Source organism: Flavobacterium fluvii (assembly GCF_900129545.1).
Classification (GTDB): domain Bacteria; phylum Bacteroidota; class Bacteroidia; order Flavobacteriales; family Flavobacteriaceae; genus Flavobacterium; species Flavobacterium fluvii.
The window spans coordinates 20,222-33,021 of the sequence record NZ_FQWB01000009.1 but is presented as its reverse complement, the minus strand read 5'-3'; the positions used below and the strand labels follow the sequence as shown (position 1 = coordinate 33,021).

Genomic DNA, 12,800 nt, shown 5'->3' with positions numbered 1-12,800 from the left:
AAAAAGAAAGATGATTATCTTCTTCCACCGCCACCAGAAGATCTTCCGCCGCCGCCGCTAGATCCGCCGTATGATCCACCACCATATGAACTGCCGCTCGATGATGATCTTCCGCTGCTGTAATTGCTGGAACTTGGAGTGTTGTTGTATGATCTTGATGTAGGAGTATAATTTTGGCTTCTGGAGCTATTTGTATTTGAACTAGTTCTTGTATTTGCACTAGTTCTTGATTGTGCCGAATTATTTTGAGATTGATTTTGAGAAAAATCTCGTGTCAAAAAGGAAGAGTTTCTTTGAGTTGTGCTACGAGTATTGGTGGAGTTTCTTCTGTCGTAAGTACTGTTTACGCCTCTTGTAGTAGCTGAGGTTTGTGAATATCTATTGTTGCTATATATTCCATTGGCGTAGGAAGAGCCTCTTCTGCTGGAGTTGTACGAATAATTGTTGTTGTATCCGTAGCCATAACCATATCCGTAACATGGATAATATGGATAGTATGGGTAATAAGGATATCCGTATCCATAATAAGGGTAGCCCCAGCCATAACCATAATAAGGGTATCCGTATCCATAACCATATCCGAAACCAAAACCTATCGACATACTCCAAGGGTCAGCATATACATTTACTGAAGTTGTTGTAGGATTGTCTCCCCAACCAGGATATTCTTGGGTTGAAATATCAATAGTGTCGCCTAGAGTTTTGTTTTCTTCTTGTAATGAACTAAAATATTGTTGGTATTGTTTACTCGAACTGTTTTGAACTTCTTTTTTCGCAGAATTTCCATATATGCCGTCGTTGTCATAATAGGAGCTATTTTGATAAGAACCACAAGATGCCACAATAATACTTAAAAACCCAATTAATGTATAAAGGGCAGCATTTCTGGAGAAAAATAGATTTGTTTTCATATCAATGGGGTTTTTTATTGTTGCACATTACAAAAATAGTTAGTTTTGCTGAACTTTTTAGTTAAAATAATTAAAACAAAATTTGTGCCAAACTATTCAATATGAGCAAGAACCTTACTACACGAGCAGACGACTATTCTAAATGGTATAATGAGCTGGTTGTAAAAGCCGATTTGGCTGAAAATTCAGGAGTTAGAGGATGCATGGTTATCAAGCCTTACGGCTATGCAATTTGGGAAAAAATGCAAGCGGAATTAGATAAAATGTTCAAGGAAACAGGACACCAAAATGCTTATTTTCCTTTGTTTGTACCAAAAAGCATGTTTGAAGCCGAAGAAAAAAACGCAGAAGGTTTCGCTAAAGAATGTGCCATCGTGACCCATTATAGATTGAAAAATGACCCTGATAATCCAGGTAAATTAATTGTTGATCCGAATGCAAAATTGGAAGAAGAATTAATTGTTCGTCCTACGAGTGAAGCAATTATTTGGTCTACTTACAAAGGATGGATTCAGTCCTATAGAGATTTGCCGTTGTTGATTAACCAATGGGCAAATGTGGTGCGATGGGAAATGAGAACGCGGTTGTTTCTAAGAACAGCGGAGTTTTTATGGCAAGAAGGACATACCGCACACGCCACGAAAGCTGAAGCAATTGAAGAATCTGAAAAAATGATGAATGTATATGCTGATTTTGCCGAAAATTTTATGGCAATTCCAGTAATAAAAGGATTAAAAACAGAAACAGAACGTTTTGCGGGAGCTGAAGAGACTTATTGCATCGAAGCCTTGATGCAAGACGGAAAAGCATTGCAAGCCGGGACTTCGCACTTTTTAGGGCAAAATTTTGCGAAAGCTTTTGATGTTAAGTTTGCCAATGCCGAAGGGAAACAAGAACACGTTTGGGGAACTTCCTGGGGAGTTTCCACTCGATTGATGGGAGCCTTGGTTATGACGCATTCCGATGATCAAGGATTGGTATTGCCTCCTAGTTTGGCACCAATTCAAGTGGTGATTGTTCCTATATATAAGAGTGATGAGCAATTAGAAGCTATTTCAAACGAAGTGGATGTTTTGGTGAAAGCATTTAAGAAATTGAACATATCTGTTAAATACGACAATAGAACTACCCAAAAACCAGGCTTCAAATTTGCGGAATGGGAATTGAAAGGAGTGCCGGTTCGAATTGCAGTGGGGCCAAAAGATTTAGAAAATGGAACTTTTGAAGTGGCCAGAAGAGATATTTTGACCAAAGAAGTAGTTTCTAAAGACGGAATCGTGACTCATATCAGCGATTTGTTGGAACAAATTCAAAAAGATTTATTCAAAAAAGCTTTGGATTATAGAAATTCCCACATTACTGAAGTAAACAGTTTTGAAGAGTTTAAAACGGTTTTAAATGGCGAAGGAGGCTTTGTTTCAGCGCATTGGGACGGCACTGCAGAGACAGAGGAAAAGATTAAGGAATTGACTAAAGCAACCATAAGATGTATTCCATTGAATAGAGTGGAAGAGGCGGGAAGCTGTGTGTTTACTGGTAATCCATCGTCTGGAAGGGTGTTGTTTGCCAAGGCATATTAAAAAAAAACAAAAAAATATACATCAGCTATTGTGCGAATAGAAAATAGTTGTATTTTTGCATCCGCAATACGCAAGTAGGTCCCTTCGTCTATCGGTTAGGACGCCAGGTTTTCATCCTGGTAAGGGGGGTTCGATTCCCCCAGGGACTACAAAACTCATTAAAATGAGTATAAATATTTAAAAGAGTAAGCATAATGGTCCCTTCGTCTATCGGTTAGGACGCCAGGTTTTCATCCTGGTAAGGGGGGTTCGATTCCCCCAGGGACTACAATTAGTTGTAAATAAGTTTTATGAAATAAAGATTGGTGTCTCCTGTTTTTGTTTTATTAGTTAAAACCAAAGTGATTGTGAAAACAATTGTGGGAGGTTTTTCTTTTTTAACTGATAGTTTATAATAATTATTACAATTAAAATTAAAAAAAAATGGCAAATCACAAGTCAGCTTTAAAAAGAATTAGAAGTAACGAGAAAAGAAGAGTATTAAACAGATACCAACACAAAACTACTCGTAATGCAATTAAAGCATTAAGAATAGCTACTGATAAAGCAGATGCTACTTCAAAATTATCAAGCGTAATCTCAATGATTGATAAATTAGCGAAAAAGAATATCATTCATGATAACAAAGCGTCTAATTTGAAATCTAAATTAACGAAACACGTTGCTAAATTGTAGTTATTACAATTTTTAGAGATAAAAAAAAGTCCCGATAATTTCGGGACTTTTTTTATGCTTTATATTTGGATTTTAGTCTTTACGTATTCAAGCATTTCTTTTGAAATAGGTTTTGACAAGAAATCAAGTACCATGGGGTATTTTTTTGCTTTCTCTAAATCTTCCGGGTCGATTGTTGAAGAGAGAATAATTACTTTTATAGTATTGTATTCAGAATATTCAGTGGTGCTGAAACAGTCCAAAAATTCCCAGCCACCCATTACGGGCATATTTAAATCCAAGAAGATTAATTGGGGCTTTATGTCGGAATCACCGTCTTTAAATGTCTTGAAGTAATTTAGGGCTTCTTCTCCGTTTTTGGCCGTAATTATTTTATTTGAAAACAAGGCTTTGTTGATTACCATTTTGCATAACATTAATGTTATTGGATCATCATCTACGCATAAAATTGTATCGAGCATTTTTATTTGTTTTTAAATGTTAATGTAAATGTGGTGCCTTTGTTAACTTCACTTTCAATATCGATGGTTCCACCCATGGCTTCCACCTGTGATTTGACAAGATACAAGCCTAGTCCTTTGCTGTCTGGAAAATCATGGAATCTTTGGTATAGTCCGAATACTTTGTCTTTGTTTCTAACCAAATCAATGCCTATTCCGTTATCCTTGAAAACAAGAAATACGGTATCGTCAACTTTATTTGCCGAGATTGTTATTTTTGATTTTTTATTTTCCGATTTGTATTTTATGGCATTGGTCAATAGATTCAGCAATATGCTTTCCAAATAGGCTTTATTGGTGTGTAAAACCGCCACTTTTTCAAAATCGATTATTATGATGGGTTTGTGTAGTCCTATGAGGAAATCCAGTTGGCTAAAGACGTTTTCAAAAACATCTTTCAAAGATAGATCTTCTTTTTGTATGGATGGATTGTCTTTTATGACAATCACTTTTACCAAGTCTTCTATTGTTTCGTTTAATAGGTGGGTAGACTTGTTGAAACCGTCCAGAATTTCTTTTAGTTCAGGATTCTCAATTGGAATATCTTCAATTAAATTTAACAGGCCGGTTAAGTTTGATAGCGGAGCCCTTAAATTGTGTGAAGTGATATAAGAAAATTGCTGTAAATCTTTATTGTTTTGTGTCAATTCTCGAATGAGTTGTTCTTTCTCCACTTCTTGTTTTTTCTCTTCCGTGATGTCTCTTTGAATGGAAACCCAGTGCGAAAGTTCTCCATCTGAATTGTAAACGGGAAGCATTGAAAAACCTACCCAATATTCCTCCCTGTTTTTTTTGTAACTAATAGTTTCTATCTGGCAATCTTGCTTGTTTTTTATCGAAGAGCTTAGTTTTTCGTATTCCTGCATATCCGAATTTGGACCTATGAAAATATTCGGAGATTCTCCTATAATTTCGTCCGGTTCGTATCCTGACATTACCGAAAATGCTGGATTTACATACACTATTTTAGGAATGTTGCCATCATACAAATCGGGTTCGGTAATGATTATCGAATCTTTGGCCTGTGTTATTACGGTTTCCAATAATTTGAGTCGTTGCTCTTCCTCTTTTTGTTTGGTAATGTCTTGTATGGCTCCAATCATTCTTACGGATTTGCCATTTTTATCTTTCAAGATAAAACCTCTGTCCAAAACAAATTTATAAGTACCATCTGCACATCTAAAACGGTATTGATCTTGCCATTTTTCCGTTTTTTGTTCAATGAATGAATATAATTTGATAGACATTTTAATTGTGTCTTCGGGATGAATCTTGTCAAACCACCATTTTGAACCGGTACCTACTTGATCTGGAGCATATCCGAAAACATTTTCAATTCCTCTATTCCATGACATCTCGTCTTCCTGTATTTTCCAATCCCAAATGATGTCGCTTGTGGCTTTTGACACAATATCATACCTTTCATTTGATTCCTTGATTTCAATATTGGTATTCCTCAACTTGTTGTAAACAACAGTGTTTTTGATGTCTTTTTTATGTAAAATGGATTTTAGAAATGTTGCGGAAACCGCTATAAATATGATGTTTTCTATAAGGAAATAATAAGGAGAAGTATATAGCGAAAAGTATTTTCCTAATAATCCATGGCAAATAACGACCATAAACAAGGAAACCAGAATATAGATTAAAGTTATTCTATTGTTTTTATTTTTCATTATTCAAATATAAATAAATATTTGAATATTTTTTGGTTTGAATATAAAGTTGCATCATTTTTTGGTCATAATTTCATAAAGTTATCAAACTGTAACTATTAAAATGTAAATATTTTTTATATGAAAATAAAGTGTACATTTGCAACCTCAAAAAAAATCAGATGGAAGCTATTAGAAACATTGCAATTATTGCCCACGTCGATCACGGTAAAACCACTTTGGTTGATAAAATTATGTATCACTGTCAGTTATTTCGTGACAACGAGAACACAGGTGACTTAATCCTTGACAACAACGACTTAGAGCGTGAAAGAGGTATTACCATTACTTCAAAGAATGTTTCTGTAGTATATAAAGGAACAAAAATCAACATTATAGACACTCCTGGTCACGCCGATTTTGGTGGTGAGGTAGAGCGTGTATTGAATATGGCTGACGGAGTTTGTCTGTTGGTAGATGCCTTTGAAGGGCCAATGCCGCAAACGCGTTTCGTATTGCAAAAAGCAATTGACTTAGGATTAAAACCATGTGTTGTAATCAATAAAGTAGATAAAGAAAACTGTACTCCTGAAGAAGTTCACGAAAAAGTTTTTGATTTAATGTTCGAATTAGGAGCAGAAGAGTGGCAGTTGGACTTTCCAACCGTTTATGGTTCTGCCAAAAATAACTGGATGTCTGATCATTGGGAAAACGTAACTGATAATGTTGAAGCATTATTGGATATGGTTGTTGAAAATGTTCCTGCTCCTAAAGTATCTGAAGGAACTCCACAGATGTTGATTACTTCTTTGGATTTCTCAGCATTTACAGGTCGTATCGCAATTGGTCGTTTGGAAAGAGGTATTTTGAATGAAGGAATGCCAATCTCATTAGTAAAAAGAGATGGTACTATCATTAAATCACGTATAAAAGAATTACACACTTTTGAAGGACTTGGTCGTAAAAAAGTACAACAAGTAATTGCTGGAGATATTTGTGCGATTGTTGGGGTTGAAGGATTTGAAATTGGAGATACTATCGCTGATTTTGAAAATCCTGAAGGTTTGAAAACAATTGATATCGACGAACCTACCATGAGTATGTTGTTTACAATTAATGACTCTCCTTTCTTTGGTAAAGAGGGTAAATTTGTAACTTCTCGTCATATTAGAGAGCGTTTGACAAAAGAATTAGAGAAAAACTTGGCAATGAAATTGGGTGAAACTGATTCAGCTGATAAGTTTATGGTTTTTGGTCGTGGTGTACTTCACTTGTCTGTTCTTATCGAAACAATGAGAAGAGAAGGTTACGAATTACAAATTGGTCAACCACAAGTTATCATCAAAGAAATCGATGGTAAAAAATGTGAGCCAATCGAGGAATTAACAATCGACTTGCCAGAGAATCTTTCAGGTAGAGCGGTTGAGTTCGTTACAATGCGTAAAGGTGAAATGCTGAGTATGGAAACTAAAGGTGACCGTATGATTGTAAAATTTAATATTCCATCACGTGGAATTATTGGATTGCGTAATCAATTGCTTACTGCTACTGCTGGTGAGGCTATTATGGCACACCGTTTTATAGGATACGAACCTTTCAAAGGAGAAATTGCTGGACGTAACAAAGGTTCATTGATTTCTATGGAAAAAGGAAAAGCGATTCCTTATTCTATCGATAAATTGCAAGATCGCGGTAAATTCTTCGTTGAACCAAATGCTGAAATCTACGAAGGTCAGGTAATTGGAGAAAACTCTCGTGGTGATGATATGTGTGTAAACGTAACTAAAGAGAAAAAACAATCTAACGTTCGTTCTTCTGGAAATGATGAAAAAGCTAGAATTATTCCTCCAATCATTTTCTCTCTTGAAGAAGCTTTAGAGTACATTCAAAAAGATGAATATGTTGAGGTAACTCCAAAATCTATTCGTTTGAGAAAAATCTATTTGACAGAAACAGACAGAAAAAGATTTAAAATCTAATTCTATTTAAATTTCAATATTTAAAATCCCAAATTCACAATGTGAATTTGGGATTTTTTTATGGCTAATGTGTAGCTGTCATTTTGATGTTAATTTTGGTATCGGCAGTAACCGTGAATTTTGCATCATCGTATTTGGGAGGTCCCATAAAACCTTTTGCATTATTGGAACAGGCAACAGACTCTTTGGGCATTCCGATTAAGTTTTTGTCCAGTTTTCCGTTTTTGTTTTCGTCGTGATAGACTAGAACGGTATATTCGCCTTTGGGAATTCCATTAAAAGTAACAGAAACGGAATTGGATTTAATTGTTGTCGAAACCGTTTTAAAGGATGTTTTAAGAAAATTTCCTTTGGAATTGTACAGTTCGACAGTTAATGATCCGGTGTTGTTTTTTATCCCCGAAACAGAAACACTAAGGTTTGGGTTTTGTGCAAATCCGAAGCTGGAAATGAATAGCAGTATTGGGATGAAATGTTTTAACATAATTGGTTTATTTTAAATTTGAATTTTTAGTTGGTAAGCACATCTATAAATGTATTTATCTTTTCAAACTAAAATGTCCTTTGGCTTCTCTTCCGTCGTCAAGTTTTATGGTATACCAATAATCGTCTCCGGGCATTGGTTTTCCGTTGAAAGTTCCGTCCCATCCTTCACTTGTGGCGGCAACTTGCTTGAGCAGTTTTCCGTATCGATCAAAAATATAAATGATGGAATGGGAGTTGAAAGTGGCGCTTATTCCTTTTGCATTCCAATAATCGTTAAATCCGTCATTGTTTGGAGTAAAGAATTTTGGCAAGCCAACAACGGCCACGGTTTTGGAAACTGTTCCGCATCCGTTTTTATCCCTTATGAACACCTCGTGAATTCCTGCTGGAACATTTGTTAAAATGTTTGAATCTTGAAAAAAGCCGGAGGAGTCGTCTAAGCTATATTCATAATCGCCGGCACCAGTAACATTTATGGTAATCGTATTTATGTCGGTCATGTCGACAATAACCGTTGTTTGAATATGTGCCACATCAGAAGCGGTAACTTTTATAGTTCTAATTCTGCCGCAACCAGAAATATTGGATACTTGAACAGTATAAATTCCTTCGGCGTTTACGTCTAATGTATAAGCTGTTTTTCCTGCTAATACGACTCCGTCTTTTGACCAAATATAGCTGTAGTTGCTCGTAGGAGAGCCGTCTTGAATCCCGGCATTGAGTTGGACATAAAATGTTGGAAGATTCGAACAAACTAATTCATCTTCGCTTCCATTGGTATTCAAATTGATATTGGGTAATGGATTTACTATGAAAGGAATAATTTGAGAAGCTTTACAGGTTGTGTTTATTGGATTTTCAACGACAACTGTCACGTTTTGTGTTCCAGTAATAAATGGATTTGGCAACGGACTGGACAATGGATTCCCATTTCCATCAAAGTATTTAACAATCAAGCCAGTTTGTGTTCCAAGGATTGTTGATTGGAATGTAGTCGTGTCAAAAGCAATTTTTCCGTTTTGGGTCAAAGGATCCGGTTCGTCATCGCAAGTTGTTGTCAAAGTTGTTGGAACAGCAAAGGCTTCCGGTAAATCATCCACTATAAATTGAATGGTGATTTCATCAAAGCATTTTTGGGTCGTGTTATTTATGACAACAGCCTTTATGGTTTGTGAAGTTGAGGCAAAAGTTGCGGGAAATGGACTTGTCATCAAAACTCCGTTGGCATCCTTCAGAGGATTGTTTGCTGCATCAAAATAAGTCACGGTCACAGGGAACGATTGATTGGTTCCCAATAAAGTGGTTTCTAAATTTGAAGTATTGAAAGGAAAAATCCCGTCTTGATTGTCGTCGCACTGTCTGAAAACAGGGACAGCATTGGCAAATGGTAATTTTTCTACCGTTAAAGTTACAAATGGTCCCAATCCATAACAAGCATTGTCCATGTCGCTATCTACACGAACCCAAATATTCTGGGTGTTTGGATAACCAATATTCCTGTAATTGGAAATATCGGTAATGGCATTGAGTTCGGCTAAGGCATCCGCTTGATTTCTGTAATAGGTTACACTGTAATTTCCTGCAGTAGGTAATAAAGCTTTGATGGCGGGTGTAGCACTACTGAAATTGAAGCTGGAAATTCCATCTCTTTTGTTGTTATTGGTATTACTTGCTCCGTTTGTATCCAGAAAATCATCACAAACGACAAAAGTTCGGTTAAAAGTAATTGGAATTTGCGTGGCCAAAACTTGTAGTGTAATTTGAGCGGTTCTAAAACAGCCATTGGAATTTACCACTCTAACCCAAACAGGCATTGTCACTGGCGTTGTGTTTGTAAAAGCCAATGGTGTGTTTATTAGTTGTGCAGCATTGGCAGTATTGGCTCCAGCCAAAGTTTTGTAATACGTAAAAGTTTCATTGGCAGAATTGCTTGAAATCACGTTGTTTTTCACCGTTAGATTAAAGGTTGAAATGGCATCCAAGTCGTTGTCACATTGTACAATTGTCACATTATTGACAACTGGCAAGGGATAAACAGTCAAGGTGGTTTGAGCCGAAGTCAATCCGCATGAATTCCCTGTTTTGTTCAATACCACACGATATTTGTAACCGTTCATGGCATTGGTGACACCTATTATGTTTAAAGGGTTTGCCGTGACATTAGGATATGTTGCATTGTTGGCAAGGTTGTTCCAGGTCACTCCGTCAGTGGATAATTGCCATTGATAGGTATTTCCGCCGTTATCCACTAATGAAACTGTTGCGTTTTGTAATTCACAAGTTGGCGCTACATTGGGTTGAGTGGTTATTACAATTGGTGCTGCCGTGATATAATTCAGATTGGGTGTCGTGTAGCCAATGCCGCTTGTTACCAAACCATTTGCGTTAATTGTTGGAGGTGTTGTTGCTCCTAAAATTCCATCGCCATTTGCATCCAAAAATCCAGCTTCAATGACGTCACTGCATAAATCTTTGTCACTGTCTAAATCACGATAATTTTTAATTCCATCAGCATCTAAGTCATTTCCGGTTTCTACTGCATCTGAAATTCCATCATTGTCGCTATCCAAATCCAAATAATCGGGAATTCCATCAGTATCAGTGTCAACTGGGGTGAATCCCGGTTCAAAAGCATTGTCTAAACCATTATTGTTTGTGTCGGCATTTGTTAAAGCCAGTGATGTGTTTGCTTGAGCTTCTATTGTATCCAGGATGCCATCATTGTCGCTGTCTGGATCCAATTGGTCAGGAATTCCGTCTAAATCAGAATCTTTTGGAACACAGGATGAGAAAAACTTTAATGAAACTCTGTTTGGATTAGTGTCGGATAAATTTTTGAGGGTAAAACTTATCGAATTGGCCAAATAGGTTAAAAATTTGAAAGTACCAGTTCCAGCAGCCAATGGCAAAGCTCCATTTAATCTAAATCGTATTTCGAAAGAAGAAAATTGGGTTATACCACTTTCATATATACCATCATAATTGGTGTCAATCAATAATTGATCGTTGGGATTAAGAACGGTCATGGTTTTGTTTGAGTCAGAACTCACGACATATTCAGCATCGGGATTTAATAAATCAGTTGGATTGGCAGTGGATACATATTCAATTCCAGCACTCATTGGACTGGCAAATGTCATCCTGTAAGTTAAATTATTTGTTATTCCTGCCGGAATCTCAGTAATAAAACTGCCGTCGGTATTTCCCGTAAATGTTCCTCCAGTGGATGTGATTACTCCTGTAAAGGAATTCGAATAACTGCCAACGGCAATATTCCCTGCGGCGGTATTCGAAATGTTTATATTTTGGTTTCCGTATGATTCGGTACAATTGGCAATACCATCATTGTCGTTGTCTAAATCAATATTGTCGTTGGCTTTGTCATTGTCAAAGTTTGTTGGGCAGCTGCTAACGGGGATTTTATCTGAAAATACAAAACTACTGCTGCTGCTTGGACAACTAGAAATAGCTCCTCGCACTTGATAATAACCTGGATCGGTAGGCGTGTATTGGTTGCTGGTCGCTCCTAGGATTTCGATATCATTTTTGTACCATTGAAAGGTGTCATAAGAGGATAAGCTGCTGATTTTTAAAACTACATTAGGAATACAGGACGAATTTACAACGGATAGTTTGTCGGAAATAATTTCTGGTTTTAGATCAAAACCAGAATAATAGCCACCATAAGTTGCCGCACCATTAGTTCCAAAGTAAGAAACATAAACCTGTTTGGTTGATTTTACTGCTATATTTCCAAATAAACCATTAATTGTATATCTTTCAAAACCTGGATTCCCAGTTATTGGAACTGGTGTTGCTGTGGTGTTAACACCATTTATTTTAACTAAAGCTCCTGTTTCGGTAACGATATTTAAGCCGCCATTAAATGTTACGCTTCCTATTTGTTCTATAAGAGGAATGTTGTCAACGTTACTGGGTGTGGCACAATTCAAGGGCGGAACAAAAAACAAGTTTTGATTTGCTGGATTTGCTGTTCCTCCAATACTTTGATACGCAAAAACATTTTCAGAAGTGGTAACATATAAATTTCCGGTACTAAATTGGCTTCCGTCAATGGCCACATAATCACCTGCATTGGCTAGTGTGGCAAAAGGAGTTGCGCTACCATTCAAATAAATTAGGGTATTTGGATTATTGGCAATAAGTAATACACGTTCCAATTCATTGGTTCCAACGCCTTTTACAAAAATGTATTCTTTTCCTGTTTTTTCATAAGCAACTATTTGGTCATATCCCACATCTCGTCCGTTAGTACTTGTGCTATTGCTTCCTCCGTATGAGCCAGAATTGACAACCACTGGTTTATTGGTTTCAACCAAAGCCCCGATCATCTTGGAACTGTTGGAAGGGAAATTGTTGCCGGTATAATTTTCCAAAGCCATTACATAGCTTTCATTCTTGTTCAAGGTTACTACTATTGGGCCGGTATAAGTTGTCCCATCGGTAAAGATTGTCCCTATTGGTATATTTGAGATGGTAACGCTTGTATTATTTTCTGTTGATAAAATAGAGGCAAAATTTAATACACTACCATCTACATTTGGATTTAGCATGGCCCCCAATCGAAATGTTTTGCCAAGTGCACTATTTCCTTTTGACACAAGTCCACCAGCGTGGGCATAGGCACCGTTATTAGGGGAAGCATTTCCTCTTACGCTTGCATAAACTAAATTGTCTGCTTCTATTATATATCCTTTGTTTTTTACAATTCCAATACTGGTTTTTGGCGTGAACAATCGAGTTGTGTTTCCTGTGCCAATACTATATACGTAGGGCGTATTGTTGCTTACGACACCCGTTATTATGGCTCCCCCGATTTCAATGATTTTAAAATTTACGTTAGTGGTGTTGGGAGTTGAAATGTATAAATAGTGATCCGCAGGCAAACCATTTTGTGCCGTTATTGGAGGTATATAATGTGTTTTGCTAAACTGGGGAAAACAATTTATTGTGGCAAAAACAAAAAATAAAATTAATATCTTTTTCATTTGCT

The 12,800-nt window shown here is 36.6% G+C and carries 8 protein-coding genes and 2 tRNA genes; 5 read left to right on the top strand and 5 right to left on the bottom strand.

The features are described 5' to 3' along the window. Window positions 1–14: 14 nt before the first annotated feature. Entirely contained in the window at window positions 15–911 is an 897-nt protein-coding gene (locus tag BUC16_RS15875; protein WP_073371798.1) for a hypothetical protein, read from the bottom strand. A gap of 101 nt (window positions 912–1,012) precedes the next feature. Here BUC16_RS15875 and proS point away from each other — a divergent pair, with 101 nt between their 5' ends. From proS to rpsT, 4 genes are all read left to right on the top strand, one after another. Next, window positions 1,013–2,491, top strand: coding sequence for a proline--tRNA ligase (gene proS, locus BUC16_RS15870; RefSeq protein WP_073371797.1), 1,479 nt, complete (start codon window positions 1,013–1,015; stop codon window positions 2,489–2,491). 77 nt (window positions 2,492–2,568) lie between these two features. After that, window positions 2,569–2,640 (top strand) — tRNA-Glu (locus tag BUC16_RS15865). A gap of 47 nt (window positions 2,641–2,687) precedes the next feature. Next, window positions 2,688–2,759: transfer RNA gene (locus BUC16_RS15860), tRNA-Glu, on the top strand. 155 nt (window positions 2,760–2,914) lie between these two features. Next, on the top strand, window positions 2,915–3,166 hold the full coding sequence (gene rpsT, locus BUC16_RS15855; RefSeq protein ID WP_073371796.1) for a 30S ribosomal protein S20: 252 nt from the start codon (window positions 2,915–2,917) through the stop codon (window positions 3,164–3,166). Window positions 3,167–3,225: 59 nt separating this feature from the next. Here the strand turns inward: rpsT and BUC16_RS15850 are convergent, their stop codons facing one another. Together BUC16_RS15850 and BUC16_RS15845 are read right to left on the bottom strand one after the other, a co-directional pair. Then, window positions 3,226–3,627, bottom strand: a complete 402-nt coding sequence (locus BUC16_RS15850; RefSeq protein ID WP_073371795.1) for a response regulator — start codon at window positions 3,625–3,627, stop codon at window positions 3,226–3,228. A gap of 2 nt (window positions 3,628–3,629) precedes the next feature. Next, window positions 3,630–5,342, bottom strand: coding sequence for a PAS domain-containing sensor histidine kinase (locus BUC16_RS15845; RefSeq protein WP_073371794.1), 1,713 nt, complete (start codon window positions 5,340–5,342; stop codon window positions 3,630–3,632). A 161-nt stretch (window positions 5,343–5,503) separates the two neighbouring features. On the opposite strand from BUC16_RS15845, the gene typA reads away from it, so the two are divergent. Then, window positions 5,504–7,300, top strand: a complete 1,797-nt coding sequence (gene typA / locus BUC16_RS15840) for a translational GTPase TypA (protein WP_073371793.1) — start codon at window positions 5,504–5,506, stop codon at window positions 7,298–7,300. 64 nt (window positions 7,301–7,364) lie between these two features. On the opposite strand, the gene BUC16_RS15835 is transcribed toward typA, so the two are convergent. Then, on the bottom strand, window positions 7,365–7,784 hold the full coding sequence (locus BUC16_RS15835) for a DUF2141 domain-containing protein (RefSeq protein ID WP_084546307.1): 420 nt from the start codon (window positions 7,782–7,784) through the stop codon (window positions 7,365–7,367). Between the two features lie 55 nt (window positions 7,785–7,839). Continuing rightward, the gene (locus BUC16_RS15830; RefSeq protein WP_073371792.1) at window positions 7,840–12,795 is read right to left on the bottom strand and encodes an FIDD domain-containing protein; all 4,956 of its coding nucleotides are present in this window, start codon (window positions 12,793–12,795) and stop codon (window positions 7,840–7,842) included. Between the last annotated feature and the right edge of the window lie 5 nt (window positions 12,796–12,800).

Excerpts from the sequence above, each read along its gene's own strand:
- BUC16_RS15875 (WP_073371798.1), bottom strand. The coding sequence starts at position 911 with ATGAAAACAAATCTATTTTTCTCCAGAAATGCTGCCCTTTATACATTA.
- proS (WP_073371797.1), top strand. The coding sequence starts at position 1,013 with ATGAGCAAGAACCTTACTACACGAGCAGACGACTATTCTAAATGGTAT.
- rpsT (WP_073371796.1), top strand. The coding sequence starts at position 2,915 with ATGGCAAATCACAAGTCAGCTTTAAAAAGAATTAGAAGTAACGAGAAA.
- BUC16_RS15850 (WP_073371795.1), bottom strand. The coding sequence starts at position 3,627 with ATGCTCGATACAATTTTATGCGTAGATGATGATCCAATAACATTAATG.
- BUC16_RS15845 (WP_073371794.1), bottom strand. The coding sequence starts at position 5,342 with ATGAAAAATAAAAACAATAGAATAACTTTAATCTATATTCTGGTTTCC.
- typA (WP_073371793.1), top strand. The coding sequence starts at position 5,504 with ATGGAAGCTATTAGAAACATTGCAATTATTGCCCACGTCGATCACGGT.
- BUC16_RS15835 (WP_084546307.1), bottom strand. The coding sequence starts at position 7,784 with ATGTTAAAACATTTCATCCCAATACTGCTATTCATTTCCAGCTTCGGA.
- BUC16_RS15830 (WP_073371792.1), bottom strand. The coding sequence starts at position 12,795 with ATGAAAAAGATATTAATTTTATTTTTTGTTTTTGCCACAATAAATTGT.